This is a genomic window from Niabella aquatica, assembly GCF_054779315.1.
This window is the reverse complement of record NZ_BAAGYM010000028.1, coordinates 254,604-280,867: the sequence shown is the minus strand read 5'-3', so window position 1 is coordinate 280,867 and position 26,264 is coordinate 254,604. Positions and strand designations below refer to the sequence as shown.

11 protein-coding genes are annotated in these 26,264 nt (G+C 41.8%); all 11 read left to right on the top strand.

Annotated elements, in window-relative coordinates; translation table 11 throughout:
- Nucleotides 1-445: 445 nt before the first annotated feature.
- The 11 genes from ACYVBM_RS18955 to ACYVBM_RS18905 all read left to right on the top strand — a co-directional run bounded on the left by ACYVBM_RS18955 (nucleotide 446) and on the right by ACYVBM_RS18905 (nucleotide 26,221).
- On the top strand, nucleotides 446-4,333 hold the full coding sequence (locus ACYVBM_RS18955) for a hybrid sensor histidine kinase/response regulator transcription factor (RefSeq protein WP_460687271.1): 3,888 nt from the start codon (nucleotides 446-448) through the stop codon (nucleotides 4,331-4,333).
- Between the two features lie 585 nt (nucleotides 4,334-4,918).
- Nucleotides 4,919-5,725 carry a BRCT domain-containing protein gene (locus ACYVBM_RS18950; RefSeq protein WP_460687270.1) on the top strand — a complete coding sequence of 269 codons (807 nt, stop codon included), beginning with the start codon at nucleotides 4,919-4,921 and terminating at the stop codon, nucleotides 5,723-5,725.
- Nucleotides 5,726-5,850: 125 nt separating this feature from the next.
- Nucleotides 5,851-8,529, top strand: a complete 2,679-nt coding sequence (locus tag ACYVBM_RS18945; RefSeq protein WP_460687269.1) for a hypothetical protein — start codon at nucleotides 5,851-5,853, stop codon at nucleotides 8,527-8,529.
- Nucleotides 8,530-9,349: 820 nt separating this feature from the next.
- On the top strand, nucleotides 9,350-12,520 hold the full coding sequence (locus ACYVBM_RS18940; RefSeq protein WP_460687268.1) for a SusC/RagA family TonB-linked outer membrane protein: 3,171 nt from the start codon (nucleotides 9,350-9,352) through the stop codon (nucleotides 12,518-12,520).
- 11 nt (nucleotides 12,521-12,531) lie between these two features.
- Nucleotides 12,532-14,463, top strand: coding sequence for a RagB/SusD family nutrient uptake outer membrane protein (locus tag ACYVBM_RS18935; protein ID WP_460687267.1), 1,932 nt, complete (start codon nucleotides 12,532-12,534; stop codon nucleotides 14,461-14,463).
- Nucleotides 14,464-14,510: 47 nt separating this feature from the next.
- Nucleotides 14,511-17,534, top strand: a complete 3,024-nt coding sequence (locus ACYVBM_RS18930; RefSeq protein ID WP_460687266.1) for a SusC/RagA family TonB-linked outer membrane protein — start codon at nucleotides 14,511-14,513, stop codon at nucleotides 17,532-17,534.
- 34 nt (nucleotides 17,535-17,568) lie between these two features.
- Complete coding sequence (locus ACYVBM_RS18925; RefSeq protein WP_460687265.1) at nucleotides 17,569-19,347, top strand: RagB/SusD family nutrient uptake outer membrane protein; 1,779 nt, start codon at nucleotides 17,569-17,571, stop codon at nucleotides 19,345-19,347.
- Nucleotides 19,348-19,376: 29 nt separating this feature from the next.
- The gene (locus ACYVBM_RS18920; RefSeq protein WP_460687264.1) at nucleotides 19,377-20,363 is read left to right on the top strand and encodes a DUF5627 domain-containing protein; all 987 of its coding nucleotides are present in this window, start codon (nucleotides 19,377-19,379) and stop codon (nucleotides 20,361-20,363) included.
- 25 nt (nucleotides 20,364-20,388) lie between these two features.
- Complete coding sequence (locus ACYVBM_RS18915) at nucleotides 20,389-22,542, top strand: endo-1,4-beta-xylanase (protein WP_460687263.1); 2,154 nt, start codon at nucleotides 20,389-20,391, stop codon at nucleotides 22,540-22,542.
- Between the two features lie 198 nt (nucleotides 22,543-22,740).
- On the top strand, nucleotides 22,741-23,439 hold the full coding sequence (locus ACYVBM_RS18910) for a hypothetical protein (RefSeq protein ID WP_460687262.1): 699 nt from the start codon (nucleotides 22,741-22,743) through the stop codon (nucleotides 23,437-23,439).
- Nucleotides 23,440-23,464: 25 nt separating this feature from the next.
- Nucleotides 23,465-26,221 carry a TonB-dependent receptor gene (locus ACYVBM_RS18905; RefSeq protein ID WP_460687261.1) on the top strand — a complete coding sequence of 919 codons (2,757 nt, stop codon included), beginning with the start codon at nucleotides 23,465-23,467 and terminating at the stop codon, nucleotides 26,219-26,221.
- Nucleotides 26,222-26,264 lie beyond the last annotated feature (43 nt).

The following is a 26,264-nucleotide window of genomic DNA, read 5'->3' as shown; positions in this document are numbered from 1 at the left end:
CAATCCAGCGTGATATTGAATCTGTTGCGCTGGATTATGGCTATAATAATTTGTGCCATTTTCCTGGGATTTTTAAGCGAGACCGTGGCCTGCGCTGCAGGAATGACACGTAGTAAATCATTAAGCTCACTTCCATTCTAACCGGTGGATAACCGGTGGAGATCATACTTAGCATAGCAGAATTGCAGCTGGGCCGTTATAAACAACCTGTTGATTGCAATTTGTAAAATATGCCGGAACCGCGTCTGGCCGGTAATATATTTTTAATGGAATCAGATAATACTGATGTATCGCTACGGTATATTGTCAAAATAACAATTATCGTTTAGATTTGTAGAATTGATTCATAAATATCGCTTTTGACAAAATGCTATATTCAGAAACTGTTGTCTACCTGACCGGACGTTTGTTGTTAACATTTCTTTATCATTCCTTATCTTGTAGAATGAAATGGGGATTATTGCGGGCATGTTTTGTATTTTATTTTATTTTATCAGCTGTATTTCAATTACTTTCTGCAGAAGTTAAAATATACAATGTTTCAGAAACGCATGGCCTTAATTTGCGGGAAGCGGCATCTGTATGCTCGGATGACGAAGGATTTATATGGGCTTCTTCTAAAACCGGGATTGTCAGGTTAAAACACAATAGTTATGATATTTACAGGCTTCCGTTAGAGAGCCCCAATATTATTTGGACCAAATTGGTATTTGATGATAGCCGGCTCTATGCCTATACGAATAACGGTCAGATTTTTAAGTATAATACTATTATGAACCGGTTTGATCTTTTAGTAAATATTCCTAAAACGATCAACCAGGACTTTTATGGTATCACGAATGTTTTGGTTGGAAAAAACAATAGTTTGTGGATTGCTACGTTTACAGGTCTGTTCAGGTATAATGGAAAACTTAGTAAAGTGTATCCGGAAGCAGCCAGTGTTTTCAACATCACCTATAAAAACAGCAATGAGCTTATTTTTGTTACGCCCCGTATACTGGGAACACTAGATATCCGGTCTCATAAAGTAAACGTTCTCCATCATTTCCCCGCTTCTTTTCAGGTAGAAGCTTCTAAGCTTTTTTTTGATCCGTCATCGAATAAGTTATGGATGGGTACCTTTTCCAGCGGGTTATATTTCTACAATTTTTCGGCAAGATCTTTCTATAGCATACCTGTTCCTTCATTTCCTAAACAGCCCATATTGGCCATAACGCCCAACACTGACTCTACGTGTTTGGTTGGCATTGACGGAGGCGGTGTATGGGAATTATCAAAAAATGGCGATAAGGTATTAAGTGTTCTCAAAGAAGATATCGATAACCCGAATTCGCTGCAGGGAAACGGAGTGTATGATATATACAAAGATGCGGAAAACCGGGTATGGATATGCACATTTACAGGCGGTCTTTCCTATTATGATGTGCAAAACCGGGGGATAGAGCAGATCCGGCACCAGGCAGGAAATAAAAATTCTTTGGTTAATAACAGTATAAACAGGGTTTTAGAAGATAAAAATGGTAAATTATGGTTTGCTACTAACAACGGCCTTAGTTCATGGGAACCTCAAACAAACCGTTGGAAAACTTATCTTCAAAACAATGAAACAGGACGCGCTGTTGCTTTTCTTTCTTTATGCGAAGACAATAACGGGCATATTTGGGCAGGTACCTACTCCTCGGGGGTTTATGTAATTGATGCCGCTTCCGGCAGAGAGCTTAATCATTATTTTAAAAAAAGTAACAGTGATGCTCCTGCCAATAATTTTGTTTTTGATATTTTTAAAGATAGTGAAGGTGATATTTGGATAGGCGGGCTTGGAGAGATATTTTGTTATGTTGAGAAAGAGCAGAAGTTTCGTACATATTCGTACCAGGCCATGTTTGCTTTTGCACAAATAAATGCTAATGAATTGCTGCTCGCAACATCTGATGCTTTAGTAATTCTTAATAAGAAAACAGGCACCAACCAAAAGCACCTGGAAGGGCATTTATTCCAGGATATTGTTGTAAAAGGCGATAAGATATACTTAATGACCATTGGTGATGGTCTTTTGAGCTATAACCTAAAAAGCAAAAAGACAGATCAGTTTACGGTTGCGAATGGCCTGCCATCTGACTACATAAACAGCGGATGTTTATCAGAGGGTTATATTTGGCTGGGCACAGAAAACGGGATCTGTAAATTTAATCCTGCGAATAAATCGGTTACTACACTTTCCGGTATACCTGCGCTGTCAAATATTGCTTTTAACAGGAAAGCAATAACGGTTCTTAAAGACGGTAATATTGTTTTCGGATCCAATAAAGGTGCTTTTATATTTAGTCCTGATAGCATTTTTCCTGTAAAATCCAAAGCCAGGATTTTTGTAAATGATATTACAGTATCAGGAATTTCGATCAGGAATTTTAAAGACAGCTTTTTGAAAGTGCCCATTCAGGATATCCGGAACATAAAGTTGAATTTTGATCAGAACAATTTTACTGTAGATCTGATTCCTTTAGGCAGTGCCATATCGGGGTCGAAATTTAGCTGGAAACTGGAAGGGTTTGACAAAGACTGGAGCCAACCTACCGGCAATAATTTATTAACATACACAAATCTTCCATCGGGTTTTTTTGAATTAAAACTACGCTTATATAATAGTTCGTTGTCTGAAATTATAGCAGAGCACAGTATTCTTTTTACTATTACGCCCCCTTTCTGGAGAACCTGGTGGTTCTTGTTGCTGGTAGTTTTGTGTGTTCTTTCTGGTATTTATTTTAGTTTGAGTACTTATATAAACCGGTTAAAACATCAACATGCAGAGGATAAATTGAAATTTTTTACCAACACAGCACATGATATCAGGAACTCATTGACTTTGGTAAAAGGTCCGATTGATGAGCTGAGCAGGGAAAATGAACTTTCTTCCAATGGGATTGAATATTTAAGCATGGCTAAAGAGCAGGTGAACAGGCTTTCAATGGTTGCAACTCAACTTCTTGATTTTCAAAAGGTTGATATAGGCAGAGAAGTAATTGCCTTAAAAATGACAGATATTGTGAAACTGATCTCGCAGCGTGTTTACATGTTTCAATCATTGGCAGACGCTAAAAGCAATAAGATTATTTTCAAAAATAACATAGCGGAATATTGTACCGCGGTGGATGAGAGCATGATAGAGAAAGTGATAGACAATCTGCTCTCCAATGCGATAAAATATTCAACAAATAATACTTCTATAGACGTTATTTTTAATGCAACGTCCCAACAATGGAGCCTGAGCGTTTCAGATGTAGGCATTGGTATTAATAAGCTTGCTCAAAAAAAATTGTTCAAAGAGTTTTACCGGAGCGAGAATGCTATTAATTCCCGGATCGTGGGTTCAGGTATTGGCTTGTTGTTAGCTAAAAGCTATGTTGGCATGCACGACGGCAAAATCTCTTTTGTAAGTGAAGAAGGAGCGGGTTCCACATTCACAATAGAAATTCCTTTCAAGACAGTTGGTAATGTTTATAAGGAAGTGAAGCAAGAATATTTACTGGAAAAAGTGAAAGATAAACAGGTTACCGGTAAAGTGCGTGCAGGTAAAACTGACACGGAGAAAGCATTGCGTGTGCTGGTAGTAGAAGACAATGAGCATTTAAGAAGGTTTATTAAGATGTCTTTGGAGAATGAGTTTGAGATAATTGAAGCCGAAAACGGCGAGGAGGCGTGGAAAATCATAAAAAAGCAACTCCCCGATCTTGTAATATCCGACATCATGATGGAAAACATGGATGGCCATGAGTTATGCAAAACCATGAAAGCGACTTATGAAACCTCTCATATCCCTATTATACTATTAACCGCTCTTTCGGAAAAACAGGATGAATTATACGGACTGGGGTTAGGTGCTGATGATTATCTGAGTAAACCATTCGATATCAGCCTGCTTATTCAAAGAATTAAAACTATCATTATCAATAGAAAAATAGTACGGGACAAAGCCCTGCGTATGATAAACAGAACTGATGAAAGTAAAATCCTTGAAAATGAGCACAATGACCTGTTCGTAAAAAAAGCGCTTGAGATGGTGTATAATAACCTGGATAACTTAGATTTCGGGAAAGATGAGTTTGCCAAGGCGATGTTGGTGAGTCCGTCGTTATTATACAAAAAGATCAAAGCCCTCACAGATCAGTCCCCGTCCGAATTTATAAAAGCTGCCAGGCTCAACCATGCGCTCGAACTTCTGAAGGGCAGGAGGCACACTGTTCTTGAAATTAGTGAGAAATGCGGTTTTTCAACCGTAGCCTATTTCAGTTCCTCTTTTAAAAAGAATTTCGGAGTATCACCCAGTGATATTTGACTTATTCGTAAACGGCTCTTTGCAACTGAATTTCCAGATTCAGGGATAATTACAGGTGCTTTCGTTGTAAGAAATATCTAAAATTGAAATACAAATATCTTAAAATCCGCCTTTTAGCCTTTCTGCGAACCTATTTTTGGGAAACAACTTAAAAATGATTGAAATATGAAAAAACAACTATTAGCCTTTATCGTGCTGTTATTTTCCGGGCTGTGCGGCAATTGCATATGAGCCAGTAATATTCAGCGATTGGGGCTATGGCATAGTTACAACAAATTACACAGAATCTCCTGACTGTAATCAGGACCATGCCGGGAGAGCCCAGGCCGAGTATGCAGCCCAGAATAATGCCTATATAAATGTAATGAGCCAGTATTTTAATTATTATCCCTGCCTTTAACGGGGCAGGTCTTTTTTAATAGCCGGCCAGACACCATTACTTTATAATTTGCAGTAAAAATGTCAGGTTACCCTTTTAAAATTGTGGTTGAATGCTGTTTATAACAGAGATGCCCTTGTTTCTGGTATATTAAACATTATTAATATTTTAAGCTACAGAGCGCATTTCTCATAAATACTTAGAATATGCTCGTATCATCTCACAGACTGGTAATAGGTATATACAGTCTGTTGCTGCATGGTTTCCAGCCTGTACACGCCCAGCAACTGATGGCGGTGTATGAAGTAACAAACAACAGCCCTGTTTCACAAGAGGGTGTTAAGCCGCCCGGCTATGGTAACAAATATGAAGCCTATGTGTTAAGAAAAAGCAACAGCTATCTAAGCTACATCAATCTTGCATCTGGCGGCATAGCATCTACTGGTAAAAAAGGACGGGTGTCTCAAAAGATTTCTGATAATCGCAGCTATGGCTACAACGCCATAACCGATACTATAGAAGGGGCAGTGTTCTATAATCTCGATTCTAATTTTTTAAAAAGATACAACCCTAGAACAGGCAATTGTTTTTGCGTATTTACCGCAAGCACCGATGGCAGCGCAGTTACCCTGGAGCTACTGCCTGAAACCAAAGAAGTACTGGGGCTGCACTGTAAAAGGGCAGTTAGGTACTTTACCGGGAGCACGGGTAAAAAATGGGTATATGCGGAGATTTGGTACACCAACGATATTGAATGGGACAATAATGGCGCTGGCATAGAAGGCATACGGAACCTGCCGGGGTTTGTGGTGGAGGCAGATGTCAAGGGAACGGGTCGGAAATGGGTATTGAAAGAGTATAATACCAATCCCAACCTTACCGATAACCAGCTTTGGCTTCCCCAGCTGGATAGGCCATGCAAATCATCGATGGAATATAGCTCTCCCCCTTTAGACAGCGCATCGCCTGACAAAGAAAAAGAGAAGAAGCGGGCGGATATCCTGAATCAGTAAAATTATTGATGCTGTAAAAAGGTAGCAGAACGTGCGATCTGCTTATTAATATTTCATTTACAAACCTTAAAATATAATTGACCAGGCAAAGTTCAATCTATATTGCAATAAAGGTATTACTGTTTGTGTTTGGGCAGCCTCAGTTGTTTGGGCAACCTGTATGGCACGTGCAGGGCTGCGTATATAACGATTCTACCCGATCGGGCATGAGCAATGTAAATATTGCCATTACCGGTGTATCCAGTGGCGCTATGCTGTACCGTGGTATTAATAATGAAAACGGCAATTGTTTTATAGCCTCCATAAATAATGCAAAAGACGACAGTCTGCTGATAGAAGCCAGCCACATTGGTTATATCACTTACCGTAAAACGCTTGCAACAAAAAGTTTGCAGCAGCTTGCCCCGCTGCACATATACTTAGTGAAAAATGCACAGATGCTGCCCACCGTAGAAGTACAGCCTCCCATGTGGCGAAGGGATGATACAACATATTATAATGTAAACAGCTTTAAGGAAGGGGAAGAAAGAAACCTGTCGGACCTGCTGCAAAAAATGCCTGGCTTTGATATTGATAAAGACGGGAGGCTTACTTACAAAGGAAAGGAAGTAAAAAAAATAAAACTAAATGGCGCTGAAGTCTTTGCAGACCGAATACAAACCCTTTTACAAAACATGCCGCTGCATGTGCTGCAAACCGTGGAGGCAAGAGAGAACCAGCCCGACAACAAACTCACCGCAGGGCTGCAATCAGGCACTGAAACAGAAATAAACCTGGCACTGAAAAAAGATACAAAGCAGCATTTGTTTGGCCAGGTTACAGCCGAAGGCGGTTTGTTAAAACGCTACGCTTTTACTCCTGTAGCCTTTTCTTTACTTCCTGGCTACAATGCGGGATTTATAGGCAATTTTAATAATATGGGCAGGTTTTCTGGGTATTTTTCTAAAGATTATACGGTGCGCAATGCCTGGCACAATTACCGCAATACCTGGCTGCGCAACGAACCTTCTTTTGCCACTATCTTTCTTTTTGACGAAGGGCGGTATATACGGAACACTGAACATATTGCACAATACCAGCAGCAAATTGATTTATCAAAAAAGGTTGTCCTGAAAACAGAAATAGCGCTGTTTGAAAACAGGCAGCGACAGCAAATCAACAGCATGTCTGCTACCCTTACCGGCAATGGTTTGATAGAACGGTCAGATACCAGCAATATTTTTCAGGTAAACCGTTTGTATATGGTTAAAAACAATTTTGTTTACCAGCCATCGGCAAACAGAGAATTACTGGTAAATACTGAATACACTTATGAAAAAGTATCAAATAGCGGCCTGCAGCATATTGTACTTAATAATCTGCGTAGCACGGTGACGGATACCACCGGTGGCCATGCACATAGCATTATCATGGACGCCAGCTTTACTAATCGTCTTAATAATAATAAGGCATTGGTTTTTTCAGCCGGTTTTTCTTTAAGCGACATGAATCGTATGATGCAAAGCCAGGGCAATAAATATACGTTCCCTGCAGCGCTCCCTGTTACGGGAAATGGCCTTTCTACAAAACCCCGGCTTACACTTTACAAATTTTTGGCTGGTGTAAAGTTTATGACCGTAAGCGGGAACCGGCGCACCTTTTCGCCTGAACTGGTTTATGAGGCCAGCTATGCCCGCCTTGGTAACCGCACAGTACTTTATAACAGCGGCACAACAGCAGCTATTTACCCTGTTCCAATGCTATCTAACGAAGGGCACAGCGGCATATCTTACTTATATGCAAAAGGGAAGCAGTACTGGTTATTGGGCAAAAGTACCCGCAACCTTTCTGTTGAGGTGGCCGCTGGTGCGGCACAGCTGCTGTACGACAGGGCAACCGATAGTGAAAAATATTTTCCCTATCTGGAAAGTACAATCAACTATGGTAATACGGCTGCACAATCGAAACTGCTGATACCCACAGCCAGTATAAAAATTGAGAACAACTCACCGTATATGTACCAGTTGCATCCTTTTTATTTTCCGGTCAGTATCCGTAGTTTTAGTGCCGGTGGTGCTGCATTACAGCCTTCGCTTCAATGGACAGCAAATGCATCTGTTTTAAATTTTAAGACAAAAAAGGCAGGGAATACGGGGTCGTTTTTTATCTTCTACCAGCACCACCAAAAAAGCCAGGTTACAGAACTGGATTATATTTCGCTTTTGCAGCTAACTAATACTACAATGGTCAATAAGACATCATATAATGGCAGTGTAAACTTCAGTCAGCAGCTTATATCAATGGCTACCTCTTCATTGATCAATATACAGGTGGCGGCATCGGCAGGTAAGCGATATGTATTGTACAACCAGTCAATAGGGGCTACCCTGAATTATGGCATACATACGGAGCTATCAATAAAGAGAAACTGGAATAAGAAATATTATGTTCGTTTATACGACAGGGCTATAATGAATATTTTTAAACGCCCGGGGGTGGGGCAGGTTGAGGGTATTAACACACGATCTGTAAATAATCAGCTTACTTTCTGGCAAAGGGTGGTATTAACCAAAACTGCCGATGTGCAATTAAGCGCGGACTGGTATCTTAACAACCTTTTTACGCCCCGCAGGCAGTCGTTTTTTTATATGGAGTGTAAAGGCAACTGGAATATCGGCGAAAGGTGGGGCGCAGGCTTGGCTGTTATGAATATTCTAAATGCTAAAGGGTATATGTTTTTTTCCAACTCCGCCAGCGGGCAATCATTTTTTCATATACCCCTAATATCTAGAAACGCTTTTGTATCAATAAATTGGAAATTTTAACGAAAAAAGTTAAGCTTAGCCGTTGCCTGCTATTTCCCAATGGTAACATCATCTCCTCTTTAGAATCATTATTTACCCACGATTAATAGACGTTTGAGAAATTATATTGGCAAATTATCCTGAGCTGTATGGTAGTTTCTTTAACTGTCGGTTACTTTTTCCTGTAAGTGTATAACATTTTTTGTTGCCATTTTGTCCTGAAAACGATTGGGATAAATACCGGCTTTTTTAATGTACTGGAGACAGAAAGGATATTAAAATAGGTATACAAGATGTTAAATATAATTCTTTTCTTTTTTGACTTTCATTTTTAGATATGCTTTGATATAAAAATGAAATTTATTTTTCTAAATCAGGAATAATTTTGCGCTTTTCTTTCGAGGAATATCTAAAATTGAAATACAAATATCTTAAAATTCACCTTTCTGCCTCTATTACCTGTTATTTTTGGGAAAGCTCTTACAGCTGGTTTAATTTTTAACTCAAAAAACGATTACTGTCATTTTGTCTTTTTTTGCAGATTTATTGTAACCGATTGCAAAAAAGACTGAAGATTTCAAAAAACAGGACAAATTAAAAATGACGGCTGTATTGAATTGCCTGTAATGATTGTGCTGTACACCTATTATATAAGGCGGGACAATTTAACTAAATTATAAAAGCAGAAATAGGAATGCTTTCAGCTTAAAAAAAGGAAAAAATGATTGCTGTTAAAACTGTGCATATAAGTATGCTTCGGCTGGATTTGCTTGTACCTGCTTAAACTGAACTTTTTATTTACGAATATAAACCATGACAAGTTTCAATTACAAAATAAGATATGAAAAGATACAATTTCAGATGCTTTAAAACGAGTGCGGTTTTAAACGCTATTAAATTTCCAGCCGGGCTTTTTATAATGGCTTATGTGATGCTTTTAAGCTTTTCGGCATTATCTCAAACCACGATAACTGTAACTGGTAAAATTATTAATGAAAGGAACGAGCCTGTTATCGGAGCCAGTATCAGCCAGGAAGGTACAAATACTTATACTACTTCAGGCGATGATGGCGCCTTTACTATCCAGGTAACTGATACTAAGGCAAATCTTGCTGTAACCTCAATAGGTTATAATACCAAAAGTATATCGCTTGCAAATGGATATGTAAATATCACTATACAGCTCGACCAAAACCAGCAATCACTGGATAATGTAGTGGTGGTAGGCTATGGCAAGCAGAAACGCGAAAGCGTGGTAGCTGCAATAACGCAAACTACCGGTAAGGTGTTGGAACGTGCCGGTGGTGTATCCAGTATCGGGATGGCGCTTACGGGCAATGTTCCCGGCCTGATCACCTCCCAGGGTACCGGTTTACCGGGGGATGAGGACCCGCAGATTATTATACGTACCAGGAGTTCATGGAATAATTCAGACCCGCTTATACTGGTAGATGGGGTAGAGCGCCCCATGAAAAGTGTAGAAATCGGATCGGTAGAAACCATATCTGTATTAAAAGACGCTTCAGCAACTGCGGTGTTCGGTTCCCGGGGTGCTAATGGGGTAATCCTTATAACCACCAAACGAGGCAGTATGGGCAAAGCCGTTATAAGGGGTATGCTTAATGCTGTAGTGAAAGTTCCTTCGAAACTTCCCGGGAAATACGATGCTTATGATGCGCTGCGCGTACGCAATGATGTAATAGAGTATGAACTTTCTAAAAGCCCTTCCAGCTGGAACGACTATTTACCAGAGGAAATATTAAGGAAATATCGGTATCCTGCTAATTTGGAAGAGGCAGAACGTTATCCGAATGTTGACTGGACAGATGTGATGTTTAAAAACTACACCACTTCTCAAAACGCTAACCTGAACATAAGTGGGGGTACCCGTTTTGTTAAGTACTTTGCCGGTGCCGATTTTTTACGGGAAGGCGATATTTTTAAAGTATATGAAAATAATAGCGGCTATGTACCCGGCTTTGGATTTAACAGGCTGAATGTACGTAGTAACCTTGATTTTCAATTAACCAAGTCTACCATATTCAAGGTCAACCTTTCGGGTTCTTATGGGGTCAGAAAGAGTCCCTGGGTGTTTTCAGGCGGAGACTATCCTTACTGGGTAGATGCTTATTCGGCAGCACCTGATGTTTTCCTGCCTATATATTCGGATGGTTCCTGGGGATATTATGCACCTAATGAAGGACGCGCCGAAAACTCTCCCAGAAGCCTTTCTACCAGTGGTGTGCAGTACCGCACTACTGCAAGGATGACTACAGATTTTACGCTTGACCAGGATCTGGGGATGATTATTAAAGGGTTGAAATTTTTAGGAACGGTTTCATTTGACAATACATTTGAGGAAAGGGAAAGAGGTGTAAATAACTTATACCGGAACGGCGTTCAGCGTAAATGGATAAGCCCCGAAACAGGAGCGGTTTACTATAAGGAAGGAAATGATGGAATCACCGGTTTCGATTTTCAGCAGGGCATCAACTGGTCTCCGGCCGGTGGGGTGGTTGATGGCGCATTCAGGCGGCTCTTTTATAACCTGCAGCTCAATTATGCAAAAACCATCGCCCAGAAGCACAATGTAACATTGATGGGACTGGTAAACCGCAACCAGTCGGCTTCAGGCAGCATGATACCTTCTTATCGGGAAGATTGGGTATTTCGTACCACTTATGGATACGATGGCAAATACAACCTGGAGTATAACGGAGCTTATAATGGATCGGAGCAGTTCAGTAAAGAAAACCGCTTTGCATTCTTTTCATCAGGAGGTGTTAACTGGGTATTGTCAAGAGAAAAATTCATGCAGTCGCTGAAGTTCCTGGATATGTTTAAGATCCGTGCTTCTTACGGAGAAACCGGCTTTGACGGAGGCTCAAGGTTCTTATATCTTACCCAGTGGGCATATGGAGGCAAAGCGCGTCTCGGTACAACAGGAGAAGGTGCGGAGCAAAGCCCTTATACCTGGTACCAGGAATCATTTGTCGGCAACCCCAATATTCAGTGGGAAGAAGCGGTAAAAGTGAATATAGGTGCTGATTTTGAAATATTCAAAGGTTTTATTTCAGGAAAGGTCGATTTCTTCCGCGATCAGAGGTCAAAAATATTACTATCCGGATCGAGCAGGGCCATACCGTCTTATTATGGCACCACACCGGCTACTGCCAACCTGGGTAAAGTAGATGCCAAAGGATACGAGATAGAACTGCATGTGAAAAAGATGGTGGGCAATGTAAACCTGTGGACCGATTTAAACATGACCCATGCGGTGAATATCATTAAGGAGCGCGATGACGCTGCTTTGCTTCCCGACTATCAAAAACTGGTAGGTAAAGAAATCGGTCAGACATATACTTATGTAAGTGCCGGGTATTACAATAACTGGGACCAGCTGTATGGCAGTGCCATACAACAGCAGCAGGATGATTACAAACTGCCCGGTAATTATTACCTGGTTGATTTTAACGGAGATGGTATAATAGATAACCTTGATAACATCCCCTATGGTTACTCAACCTGGCCACATAATACTTATAATGCCACCATCGGGTTAGATTGGAAAGGCTTTAGCATGTTTTTACAATTTTACGGTGCCAATAATGTTACCCGCTGGACACCATTCGGAAGCCTGGGAATGCAAAACCACGTCGTGTACGACGAAGGGGCTTACTGGACCAAAGAAAACCAGGGCGTTAACGCTATTCCAAGCCCACGCTGGCTGTCTACACCTTATGGAGAGTACAAAGGTAACCTGTATCAAAATGATGCTTCTTTTGCCAGGTTAAAAAACGCTGAGGTTTCTTATCAGTTCGGAAACACATTTGGTTTTGTAAAAAGGCTGGGGCTTCAAAGTTTAAGGATTTATCTGAATGGTAATAACCTTTTGGTGTGGACCAAAATGGCGGATGACAGGGAGTCGAACTTTGGCGGTTCGGGAGTTCCTACACAAGGGGCATATCCTACTTTCCGCAGATTTAATTTAGGCGCTAACATTACTTTCTAAACAATATTTTTATGAACAGATATATAAGGATGATGCTGCCAGCTGTAATGGTAGCAGTATTAATCGGTACAGGAGGCTGTACAAAGTATTTAGACAGAGAACCCGATTCTATTGTATCCCAGGAGGAGGCATTCAAGAATTTTGTAAACTTTCAGGGCTTTACCGAAGAGCTTTATCATTGTATACCCGATTTTTCCAACGGTTACTGGACGAACTCATGGAACTGGGGAGAAGATGAAATTCAATCTACAGCCCTTGATTTTCACTTTGTGGTTAAAATTGATAATGGAAATTTTTGGGGCTGGCAACGGCAATTTGATGGCTGGCAGGCAGGTTGGATGGATAGGAATAATAACAGTACGAATGATGATCGCTTCACAAAGTCTTTATGGGGACTGGGCTGGTATGGAATACGGAAGTGCAATATGGGCCTGGAAAACCTTGAAAAGATGCAGGATGCTACCCAGGAGGAAAAAGATCTCATAAAAGGTCAGCTGCTTTTTTTCAGAGGCTGGTTTCATTTTATGTTCATCCAGTATTTTGGCGGGTTGCCCTACATCGATTATGTGTTGCCAAGCGATGAGAAGCTGACATTGCCCCGCTTAAAATACCAGGAGTGCGCCGATAAGGCTGCAAGTGATTTCAGACAGGCCGCAGATCTGCTGCCTGTTAACTGGGATAATACTACTGCCGGCAAACGAACATTGGGCAAGAACCAGTTGCGTATTAATAAAATAATGGCTTTAGGCTACCTGGGTAAAAATTACCTGTGGGCAGGCAGTCCGCTGATGAACTATGAATCTCAGGGCAGTAAGACTTATAATACAGAATACTGCCAGAAAGCGGCGGCTGCATTTGCCGAATTACTAAAATATTGCGAGGATGGTGACGCGCCGTATAGCCTTGTACCGTTTGCTCAATACTATACTAATTTTTATACAATGGGGCAAAACTGGGCTATACCGGGTGGTACAGAAGCTATTTTTCGCGGCCCGTACTATGGTGCTAACGGCTCCAACTGGGGAACCAGCAAACAATACCAGCCGGCAATTATAGAAGGTGGAGATGTGAAGTTTATTCCTACGGCTAATTATGTTGATCTGTATGGAATGGCGAATGGTTTACCCATCAATGCCGCTAACAGCGCATCTGTAGCCGATGCCAAATCGGGTTATGATCCGCAATATCCCTGGAAGGGTCGTGATCCGCGCTTTTATAATGATATTGTTTTCGATGGCATTAAGTGTATTGCAGGTACCATGCCTGCCGAGGAAGAAAGCAACCGGTATGCTAACTTATTTCACGATGGAAGCAACGGAAGTCCGGGCCCCGATAAGCCGGGCATAGGTAGTTATCGAAACATTGCTACGGGAAGCCGTACCGGTTATCTGCTATACAAATTCATACCCAGAACGGCCAATAAATACGATCAGGGTTATAGCTACGATCGGGCCCTCAATATTCACCTGCCGTATATGCGCCTTGCCGATGTGTATCTTATGTACGCAGAAGCGGCATCGGAGGGGTATGGTTCTCCTTCAGGAAAAGCGGCATCTTACAGCAAGACCGCAGTAGATGCAGTAAACTTTGTCAGAGACAGGGCAGGTGTAGGGCATGTGGATGCTGCATACCTGAATGCTGCGGGCTTTAGAAGTGAACTACGGCGCGAGAGAGCGGTAGAGCTGGCTTTTGAAGGACACCGGTTTAACGATCTGCGCCGTTGGCTGTTGCTGACAGAATCACCTTATACGCTAAAAACAGGATTATTTTTTGACAGGGCAACACCTATAAACACTGCAACGGATCCTAAAAACAACCGCGTTTTAAACATACGTGAGCAGGTGTTGGTAGAAAGGAAGTTCAGCGAAAAACACTATTGGCTGCCGCTTAAAACAAATGAGACGAATATGTATCCAGAGTTTAAGCAAAACCCCGGCTGGTAACAATATCGCAAGTATAAAACGATCGTGTAACAATAAACGTGAAACTAATGAAGTATATTAAAATAGAATGGATACTTTGCGCAGTTGTGGCCCTGTTTCCGACTTTGCTTTTAGCGCAAAATACCAGGATAAATATTAAAGCACAGGTGAACGATGCCAATAAAAATCCGGTTGCAGGCGCTTTTGTAAAAAGCCTGCAGGACGAAGATGGTGGCAATGCTATTACAGACGAGAACGGCATATTTGAAATAGAAGTAGAAGCGAATGCTGAACTGGTTGTAAACGCCCGCGGTTTTAAAACAAAATCTGTTGTAGCAACAGGATCGCTTGCCGAGATTATTTTGCAAAATCAAAGCGATGAGGGTCAGGTGCAGGCGGCCTTCAGAACTGTGGATAAAAAGGATTTGCTGGGCGGTATATCGTCTGTAAATATAGCCCGCCTCATCCGCAAAAACTATTCAGATTACAGCCTTGATAATATGGAGGTTTTTATTCCGGGATATAACGGGAATAACTGGGCTATGGGAGGCGCCCTTGTAATGGTAGACGGAGTACCGCGGGACGCCAATAATGTGATGCCCACTGAAATTGAAGAGATATCATTTTTGAAAAGTGCCGCAGCCGTGGCTCTTTATGGCAGCCGTGCCGCAAAGGGCGTTATAAATATTATTACAAAAAGGGGGGTAGCCGGTAACCACCAGGTAGATATCCGGGTAAACTCGGGTATCTATACACCAAAAGCCTATCCTAAGTATTTAGGCTCCGCAGAATATATGACACTGTATAACGAAGCCCGCCGTAACGATGGCCTTACTAATTTGTATACAGATGAAACAATATACCACTATGCCGCGGGCGATAATCCCTACCGCTATCCTAATGTAGATTACTATTCCGATGAATATTTGAAACAGGCATATAGCCGTTATGACGCTACGGCAGAAATATTTGGCGGTAATGAAAAGGCGCGTTACTATACAAACATTAACTACTATACAGGCGGGTCTTTGCTTAATTTTGGCCAGGCAAAGAACAACGATAGAAACGGTAGGTTTAGCGTAAGGGGTAATATTGATATAAATTTAAGCCGGTATATTACCAGTAGCGTAGATGCTTCTGCCACCTTCTATACAGGTAAAGGAGTGAATACGAATTACTGGAGTGCCGCAGCCACTATGCGCCCGAACAGGTTTACTCCACTGTTACCTTTAAGTATGATCGAAGAAGACGATGCAGCCTCTCAGCTCCTGGTTAAGAATAGTAACCACATCATTGATGGAAAATATCTTCTGGGAGGTACCCAGTTAGACCCTACAAACGCAATAGCAGCAGTTTATGCAGGCGGATTCAATCAATACGTAAGCAGGCAGTTTCAATTTAATACCGGTATGGGCGCCGACTTAAGGAATGTTTTAAAAGGCTTAAAGTTCCAGACAAACTTTGCGGTAGATTACGCTACGGCTTACAATCTTTCGTATAATAATACGTTTGCTACCTATGCCCCTGTATGGAACAATTATTCGGGTACAGATCTCATCAGCAGTTTAACCCAATATGGGCAGGATGCTACATCAGGTACACAAAACATAAGTGGTAACTGGTACAGGCAAACAATTGCGCTTTCGGGGTATTTTAGCTATGCCAACACTTTAAATGAAAAACACAATCTTACCGGGATGTTATTGGCCAATGGATTTCTCAGGTCAGAATCACAGGTTTATCACAAAGTGGGTAATGCTAATTTAGGGTTGCAGCTGGGGTATAATTATTTGCAGAAATATTATTTTGATTTTACCGGTGCTATGGTTCGTTCGGCCAGGTTGCCCGAGAAAAACCGGAATGCGTTTTCTCCGACAGCATCAATCGGATGGAGGATAAGTAAGGAAGATTTTATGAAGGGCGCTTCTTTTATAGACGATCTTAAAATATTCGCTGCTGCCGGTATCCTTCATACTGATTTGGATATTCCCGACTACTATATGTACCAGGGATATTATACCACAACAGGCGCCTGGTACGGCTGGAAAGACGGCACCGGTATCCAGGCTACAGAATCGCGGAGGGGAGATAATCCCGAAATGAAATTCCCCAAAAGGGAAGAAATAAGTGTGGGCTTTGAAGGCTCCTTTTTTCAGAAACTTTTAAAGCTGAGTACGACCTTTTTTACCAATAAAATTACCGGCAATATTGTACAGTCCGCAGTATTATATCCTTCTTACTTTACAACAGGGTGGCCCGAATCATCTTTCATCCCATATGTCAACTACAATGCGGATAAGAGAACCGGGGTGGAGTTTGGAGTGGAGCTGAATCGGCGTTTGGGTCAGGTAGAATGGACTCTGGGTGTTAACGGAACTTATTATAACACCGAAGCTATTCAGAGAGCCGAAGTGTACGAAGACGATTACCAGTACCGGCAGGGAAAAGTGCTGGATGGAATATGGGGGCTTGAAAACCTCGGGTTCTTTACAGACCAGGCAGATATACAAAACTCCCCCAGGCAGACTTTTGGACAGGTTAAGCCTGGTGATATCAAATATAAGGATCAAAATGGTGATGGTGTGATCGATCAGCGTGATGAGATCTACCTGGGCAAGGGAGGCTGGTTTGGTGCGCCGTTCACAACCGGTGTACACCTTACTGCAAAATGGAAAAACCTCACCGTATTTGCAATGGGAATACTAAGGTCAGGAGCGTATGGTATGAAAAATAATAGCTATTTCTGGGTCGACGGAGAAGATAAGTACTCGGAAATAGTGAGGGATCGCTGGACAGAACAAACAAAAAGCACGGCTACTTATCCAAGGCTTACTACAGCAAGTGCCGACAATAATTTCCGCTCTTCAGATTTTTGGATGTATACTACCAGGAGATTCGATCTGGGAAGAGTTCAGTTGTCTTACGACCTGAATGGCGTTCTTAAAAAGAGAAGCTTTCTCCATGAGCTGGGTATATATGTAAATGGTTCTAACCTGCTTACTATTGCCCCTAACAGGGATATTATGGAGTTAAACATTGGCAGCGCTCCGCAAACCCGGTTCTATAATATAGGCGTTAAAGCCTCATTTTAAAAGTAGCGGATAAGCCTTAAAAAATTATAAGATTATGAAGAAAAATATATTAATACTTTTAACCATCGTGGTTGTGGCAGCCAGCTCCTGCGGTAAAGATTTGCTGGATCCCGAAATAGAAAACAACCGCCAGTTAGATCCCAATGCCTACATACCGGGCGATGCAAGGTTCCCTTTTGGTATTTTGTTGAACGGATACAACCGCATTCCAACTAATGGATGGTCATTTAACGACGTGGCTACTGATGATGCTGTTACAAACGACAGGAACAATGGATATTTAAAAATGGCTACCGGCCAGTGGACAGCAGCCAATAATAATATGATCAACCAGTGGCAAAACAGTTTTGCGGCTATTCAGTACATCAATATTATGTTGGAAGAAGTGAATAAAGTGAGATGGGTTAGCGATGAAAAAGCCAGCCATTTGTTTGCACAGCGCATACGTGGCGAAGCCTATGCTTTGCGCGGACTTTTTATGTATCATCTTTTGCAGGCACATGGCGGGGTATCTGGCAGTGGCGAGCTGTTGGGGGTTCCTATTATGTTATCATCGCAAACACCGCAATCAGACTTTAATAATCCAAGGGCTACTTTTAAACAGTGTGTGGATCAAATGTATAAAGACCTGGACTCAGCTATTATTTTACTGCCGCTCGATTATGCAGATCTGGCCGATGGCAGCCCTGTACCATCAAAGTTTGGCAATATTACAACCGTGCAATACAACAGGGTGTTTGGAGCGGCTTTTGGAGGGTTAATGACCGAGCGTATTGCCAGGGGAATAAGGGCCAGGGCTGCACTTATGGTTGCCAGTCCCGCATTCAGTTCGGGAAGTGGTGTTACCTGGGCCGATGCAGCAAATTATGCAGCCGAAGTGATTAATATGAAAGGAGGAATTGGAGGTATTGCAGCCAACGGGCTTACCTGGTACTCGAATAGTTCTGAAATTGCCAATCTGAAAGATGGTACCAATCCCCCCGAAATCTTATGGAGAAATAATTACTCAGATAATAACAGGGACCTGGAATCTTCTAATTTTCCGCCAACACTGTTTGGCAATGGCAGAATCAATCCTACACAAAATCTTGTGGATGCATTTCCAATGCTTAACGGTTTTCCCATTGCAAATGGTTCAAGCGGCTATAATCCGGCTGACCCTTACGCGAACCGTGATCCCCGTTTAAAGTTGTTTGTATTGGTAAATGGCAGTACTGCCGGGGTGAATAACACAGCTATCAATACAGCTTCCGATGCTTCAACCAATGACGGTCTCAATAAGGTGGAAACTTCAACAAGAACCGGCTACTATTTACGTAAGCTGCTCAGGCAGGATGTAAACCTTAATCCCACATCTCCCAGCGGGCAAAGACACTATAAGCCGCATATCCGCTACACGGAGATATACCTGGCGTATGCCGAAGCTGCAAATGAAGCCTGGGGGCCTTTAGGAACGGGCAATAACGCCTATTCTGCCTATGATGTAATTAAAGCCATACGTAAGAGAGCCGGTATTGGTGTAAGTAACAGCGATGCTTACCTGGAGTCGATAAAAAGTAACCAGGAAGCCATGCGGACGTTAATAAGAAATGAACGGCGATTGGAATTATGTTTTGAAGGACATCGTTTCTGGGATCTGCGCCGTTGGAATGCAACCCTTAATGAACCTGCCAAAGGTGTTGATATTCGTAATAACACTTATAATGGAATCCAGGTGGAAGACAGGTTGTACCAAAGTTACATGATCTATGGGCCAATACCTTATTCCGAGATACTGAAATTTTCGGCACTACAGCAAAATAAAGGCTGGTAAAAGTAAAGTACGCGAATTAATTAAGTAAAATGAAAACAATCAAAATGAAAGTACTCGTTTATTTTTTAATGCTGGGTTGTGTATTCACATCCTGCACTAATAAAGACAGGGATTTCCCGAATTTCGAATATCAGACGGTTTATTTTGCCTACCAGGGACCGGTACGTACTATTACTTTGGGAGAAGATCAGAATGTTAATACCGATCTCGACAATGCGCATAAGTGCCAGATATATGCAGCTACCGGCGGTGTGTATTCCAGTCCAAAAGACGTATTAATATCGGTAGTGGTAGACAACTCTTTAGCTGCCGGTAAACTGTTTGGCGCCGGCAAAGACGAAATATTACCTATGCCTGCCAGTTATTATTCGTTGGCGTCTGACAAAATAAAAATACCTGCGGGAACCATATCGGGTGGTGTGGACGTGCAGCTTACCGATGCATTTTTTGCCGATCCCAACTCGATCAAAAATACTTATGTGATACCATTAAGGATGACCGGTGTACAAAATGCGGATACCATACTTTCTCAAAAAGATTATGTGTTGTATGCCATAAAGTATATCAACCCCTGGCATGGCAATTACCTGCGCAGAGGGAAAGATGTGATTACAATGAAAAATACAACCACGCCCAATGAAACGACTATCACCCGTCGTGCCCCATATGTTGAGAAAGATGAAGTGAACCTGCTCACCACCGTGTCGTTGACAGATTTGAGATTTCCCATTGTTTTAAAAGATAAAGATGGTAATAATGTTAATGTATTATTGTTGCTGAAGTTTGGCGCTAACGGAAGCTGTACGGTTACTTCGGGCACCAGTGGTATTACAGCAACAGGTACGGGCAGTTTTGTAAAAAGAGGCGAGAAGAACAGCTGGGGAAGCAAAGACCGCGATGCCTTATACCTGAATTATGAAATTAATGCATCCCAGCTTAGCTCAAAAACAACAGACACGCTTGTGATGCGCGACCGTACCGTAGTGATGGAAACATTTACGCCGGTAAACAAATAGTGATAACTTCTTAGAAATGCAAAATATGAGAAATTTTAATAAAATGGTACTGGGTTTATTTGCCATGGCTTCTATAGCATCTTGTACCAAATACGAAGCACTTAAGTTTACTACTGATAAACCAGAAAGTATATTAGTTCAGGAGGATATAGACTCCTATCAATCCTTAAAAAGTTTTATTAACCGGTCAGTGAACCCCAATTTTAAATTCGGCGTTGCCCTTTCCTTATCGCCTTATGTTAATAAAAATGTTATATACAGGTTGGCAAACCGCAACTTTGATGAAATAGTTTTGGGGTACGAAATGAAGCATGGTGCAGTAGTACAGGCAGATGGCAGCCTGGCTCTTGAGAATGTGCGAGCGTTAATAGAAACTGCCAGGGACGCCGGAATCAGGGTGTATGGACATACGCTTTGCTGGCATAGCAACCAAAATGCAACGTATCTTAAAAAGCTGATAGAACCTGTAATTATCCCGGGAACAAGTGTACCTACCTGGGATCTGGTAACCGGTGCAGATTTTGAAACAGACAATGCTTCCAATTACGAATCTAACAGCAATGCTGTTATCTCATTTACAGCTGCCGGTCAGGGTGCCGGTGGTACCGGCAGGGCTTTGAAAATATCAAATAGCGAGGTGCGCACAAATGACTGGGATGCACAGTTTTTTGTCAAATTTTCTCCGGCTGTCCAGGTGGGCGAGAAATATGAATTGAGTATAGATGTTCGCTCAGATGCAGCTGCTTCGTTCGGTACTCAGGCCCATGTGGTACCTTATAGCTACAAACATTGGGATTTTTTTGGAACGATATCATCAACACCTACCTGGACCAAGTATACTAAACAGATTACCGTTACCTCTGATATGGCCACTGCTGGTGCCATTGCGTTTAACCTCGGAAAGACAGCTACCAATTATTATTTTGATAATATAACACTCAAAAAATATAACGAAAAAGGAAGCGGTAATGCAGGGTATTCGTATACTTTCTCCAATCCGTCGGCAGTGAACTTTTGGGAGGCCCAGGTAGCATACGATGTTCCTGCTTTACAAAACAACCAGCAGTATATATTGAAATTTGCAGTTAAAGCTAATACTACAGGAACCATCAGGGCCGAATTGCAGTCATCATCGGATTATTCTTCTAACAGTTTTGGAACTTTTGCAATAAGCCCTGCCTGGCAGGAGTATGAGCTAAAGGCTACTACAAGCAAGGCCGACCGTAACAGGCTGGTGATTAGCTTCGGTGATTTTGCCGGTAAGGTATATATTGATAATGTTACACTAACGCCTTCGGGAAGCACAGTAAGTGTCATTCCGGGTGGCGATTTTGAGAACGGTATAGGAAACTGGACCGGTTGGGGAAACAACTCAACCCGCAGCCTTTCAGCTAACGGAGAAGGGTTTGGAGGAGCTAAAGACCAGATTATAGAGAAAACACCGGCCCAGAAAGATTCAATAATAAGCGCGGCCCTGGAAAACTGGATTAAAGGAATGATGGAGGTTTCCAAAGACTATGTTACTGCATGGGACGCGGTAAATGAACCAATGGATGATGGGAAGCCTTATGAACTTAAAACCAGTGTAGGCAGAACCAACATGGCAACAGATGAATTTTACTGGCAGGATTATCTTGGAAAAGATTATGCTGTAAAAGCCATCCAGTATGCAAGAAAATATGGAAATCCGGGCGACACTTTATTTATTAATGATTACAACCTGGAATTTAATTTAGACAAGTGCAGAGGCATTATCGAGTATGTGAAATATGTTGAAGGAAAAGGAGTGAAGGTTGATGGTATTGGAACACAAATGCACATAGATATTAATGCCAGTAAGGAAAATATTTCCGAGCACTTCAGGCTGCTGGCGGCTACAGGAAAACTCATAAAAGTGTCAGAACTGGACATTGGTTTAGGCGGCGGCACCAAAACAGGTAATGCTACGCAAGCCCAGTACCAGGCCCAGGCAGATATGTATAAATATGTTATAGAGCAATATTTCAGTTTGATTCCTGCTGCACAACGCTATGGTATTACCATCTGGAGCCCGACAGATAGTCCGGCCAGCTCAAGCTGGAGAGCAGGCGAGCCTATTGGGCTTTGGACCGAAACTTACGTCAGGAAACTTGCTTACAAAGCCGTTGCAGAAGCATTAGCAAATAAGGCCGGTAAGTAATAGTTGTTAGTATAAACTCATAATTGCGTTTCTGTAAAATCCCCGGTTGAATAGAGCGCCGGGGATTTTTTAAATACTTTGTTTTAATGAGATGCAGGGAATGGCTTTCAAACGATTAGTTTATAAATATCATAGCGGTTATAGCTGCTACGGTGATTGAAAGAATTTAACATGGGAATAAAGATCTGTACGCTAATAATGACTTTGCATATTACTGCCGTTTCCCAGGGTCAGAGTCTTGCTGCTTATGAGCAACAAAAATCACCATCTGTTGCCCATGCGTGGGATACTTACATCAATTATTTGGGCGTCGATGCAGAAATTTTTAACGGGCGCGTATACAACGATTATCGGAGCTCCTTATTTAGCGGTTCACCCTTATTATCTGTTGCCCAGAATACGCTAGGAGATGTGGTGTATAATGGGATTTGGTACAGGAACCTGCCCTTAATGTATGATGTGTACAAAGATGTTCTGCTAGGATTTAAGTATGGTGATAACCTGCTTTACGAGATTGAAAAAAGCAGGATATCTCTGTTTCATCTTGGAGAACGTGAGTTTGTTCATTTAAATACTGCCTCTTATCCAAATGCTGCTCCTGGTTTTTATGAAGTTCTTTTTAAGGGCGGGAAGTCGAATGTTTGGGTTAAGTACGGCAAAGAATATAGCGAAGATCTTGGCAGCACTTCCACCAGGAGAATTTTAACCGATAGGGTTCAGTATTTTATAGAAAAACAAGGCATGTTTAACAGAGTGAATTCTGCAAGGGCAATATTAAAACAGTACAACGATAAACAAGACGAGATGAAAAAGTATATAAAGGATCACGGTCTGAATGCTAAAAAAAATATGTATCATATGCTAAAAGAACTGGCAGCCTTTTACGAGGTTATTTAAGCAGTTGTATAAAATCAATTTTGATTTGAAGTTTAATTTTAAAAACACGATCGGGTTAATGCTGCTTCTGGTAGCAGGTTCTTGGGTGGCTGGACAAAACCACCAATATCCGATTGTGTCGGCACAGTTTCGAAATCAGAAACTTTGGGATGTTTTTAATACACTTGAAAAGAAAACCGGTTATCGTTTTTTCTATGATATCAGTAAGCTCGATACTGCTGATATAAGTATTTCGTTCGATGCACAGCCATTCGATCATGTATTGCAAACACTTACAAACGGCAAAAGCATTTATTTTTCCCTGGTGGGCGAAAAGAACGTTTTTATTACCCACGGACAGGTATTGCCTGCGCAGCTCCCTGATTGGTTTTATAGCAATACCCCGTCCGTTAAAACACCGGCCGGCCAGCCGGCTCCAAGTAATGTTTCGGGGGAATTTAAAGCCACTACACAACCCTTGCTGCTCATAGGTAAAAAAGAAGAGGGCGCGGGAAGTGTTATCGTTTCGGGCTACGTAAGGGAAATAAAAAACGGCGAACCGGTTGCAGGAGCCTCTCTTCAAATTGAAAATACAGGGATAGGTACGGTTACTGACAGGTATGGGTTTTTTACATTACTGGTCCCAAAGGGCAAAAATATATTAAGTGTGCAAAGCATTGGTATGGAAGACGAGCGGCTCGAATTGCTGGTGCAGGGTGCAGGTAATATGCAGGTGAATATGCAAACCCGTATTATGTCATTGAAAAACGTAGTAATATCTGCTCAAAAAATGAATAATATTCGTACAGCGCAGCTGGGCGTGCAAAAGCTGGATATAAAAACTATAAAGCAGGTGCCGGTTGTTTTTGGAGAAGCGGATATTATGCGGGTACTGCTTACTACGCCCGGCGTAAAAACGGTAGGCGAAGCCAGTACAGGACTTAACGTAAGAGGTGGGGCAGCTGATCAAAATCTCATTTTATTTAACGAAGCAAATGTGTACAATCCTTCCCATTTCTTTGGTATGTTTTCAGCATTCAATCCCGAAGTGGTGAAAGATGTTGAACTGTTCAAGGGTAGCATTCCTGCACGTTATGGAGGCAGGCTGTCGTCAGTTGTAAATATCAACAGCCGTGAAGGGAACAAAAAAGAATTTGCCGGTTCGGCTGGTATTGGCCTGCTCACCAGTCGCCTGCAAATCGAAGGGCCCATTGTGAAGGATAAATCTTCGTTCATACTGGCAGGGCGTACTACCTATACTGATTGGCTTTTGAAGCAGTTACCGGCAGAATATAAAAACAGCAAGGCTTCTTTTTATGATGTAAATGCTGTTGTTAATTATGAATTCAGCGAAAAAAACAGTATCCACTTTACTGCCTATATGAGCCGAGACAGGTTCAACCTTAATACCGATACCTTTTTTCATTATAGAAATCAAAATATTGCGCTAAAATGGAAGCATAATTTTAATCCAAGGTTTAATACTGGTTTTTCGGTGGGTTACGACAGGTATGAATATAATATTAACAGTGATAAAAACCCGGTTAATGCTTACGAACTCGGGTTTGATATAGCCCAGGCGTACTTTAGGAATCATTACAGCTATATGATCAATAATAAGCATACGCTGGAGTTTGGTCTTAACGCTACTTACCACAAACTTCATTCAGGCAATTATTATCCGTTGGGAAACCAGTCGCTTGTGGAGCCTGTTGCCATGCCCGCAGAGCAGGCTGCGGAAACAGCCCTTTATGTTAGCGATATCTATAAAATTACGCCGGGCCTCACTATTGATGGCGGTTTGCGGTATACGCTCTATGGTTATCTGGGCCCGGGTACTGTGAACCAGTATCCGGCAGGTGTCCCATTGCGCGAGGATAATATTACAGGCACTGTTTTGTATACTGCCAACAAGATCATAAATACTTACCAGGGACCGGAAATCAGGGTTGGGCTCAGGCAGATGCTGTCTAATACTTTTTCTGTTAAAGCCGGGTATAACAGTTTGCGCCAATATATTCACATGCTTTCCAATACGGCGGCTATGGCACCTACCGATATATGGAAGTTGAGCGATCCTAACATCAGGCCGCAATTTGGTGACCAGTTTTCACTGGGGCTATATAAAAATTTAAAATCAAATACCATCGAAATTTCGTTAGAGGGATATTACAAACGAATTAAAGATTACCTCGATTTTAAGAGCGGGGCAGTGCTGGTGCTTAATACACATATAGAAACGGATGTATTGCCCACAAAAGGGAAAGCCTATGGCGTGGAGCTTCTTATCAAAAAATCAACCGGCAAGCTTAACGGGTGGCTAAGTTATACATATAGCCGCATCCTGCTAAAAGCCGATAACCCTTCTGCCGGTGAAATCATTAACAAGGGCAACTGGTATCCTGCCAATTATGATAAGCCGCATGATGTAACGCTTATTGGTAATTACCGCATATCGCACCGTTTCAGTATTTCATTAAACAGTACCTACAGTACCGGCCGCCCTATTACGCTTCCAATCGGGCGTTTTTATTACGATGGAGGCATGCGTACCTTATACGACGACCGGAATGGCCACCGTATTCCCGATTATTTTCGTACGGATTTTTCTATGAACATAGACGGCAATCATAAGATTAATCAAAAGTTTCATAATTCATGGACTATTGGTGTATATAATCTCACCGGGCGCAGAAACCCCTATTCGGTATATTATGTTTCTCAAAATGGGGTGATCAACGGTTATAAACTATCCATTTTTGGAAGTGCTATTCCATTTATCAATTTCAATATCCGGTTTTAGCAAAGCAATGGTTAACGAGAAAAAATATTTGTATTGCGGGCAG

Coding starts and splice junctions, on each gene's coding strand:
- ACYVBM_RS18925 (WP_460687265.1), top strand. CDS start 17,569: ATGAAGAAAAATATATTAATACTTTTAACCATCGTGGTTGTGGCAGCC.
- ACYVBM_RS18935 (WP_460687267.1), top strand. CDS start 12,532: ATGAACAGATATATAAGGATGATGCTGCCAGCTGTAATGGTAGCAGTA.
- ACYVBM_RS18910 (WP_460687262.1), top strand. CDS start 22,741: ATGACTTTGCATATTACTGCCGTTTCCCAGGGTCAGAGTCTTGCTGCT.
- ACYVBM_RS18940 (WP_460687268.1), top strand. CDS start 9,350: ATGAAAAGATACAATTTCAGATGCTTTAAAACGAGTGCGGTTTTAAAC.
- ACYVBM_RS18930 (WP_460687266.1), top strand. CDS start 14,511: ATGAAGTATATTAAAATAGAATGGATACTTTGCGCAGTTGTGGCCCTG.
- ACYVBM_RS18955 (WP_460687271.1), top strand. CDS start 446: ATGAAATGGGGATTATTGCGGGCATGTTTTGTATTTTATTTTATTTTA.
- ACYVBM_RS18950 (WP_460687270.1), top strand. CDS start 4,919: ATGCTCGTATCATCTCACAGACTGGTAATAGGTATATACAGTCTGTTG.
- ACYVBM_RS18920 (WP_460687264.1), top strand. CDS start 19,377: ATGAAAACAATCAAAATGAAAGTACTCGTTTATTTTTTAATGCTGGGT.
- ACYVBM_RS18915 (WP_460687263.1), top strand. CDS start 20,389: ATGAGAAATTTTAATAAAATGGTACTGGGTTTATTTGCCATGGCTTCT.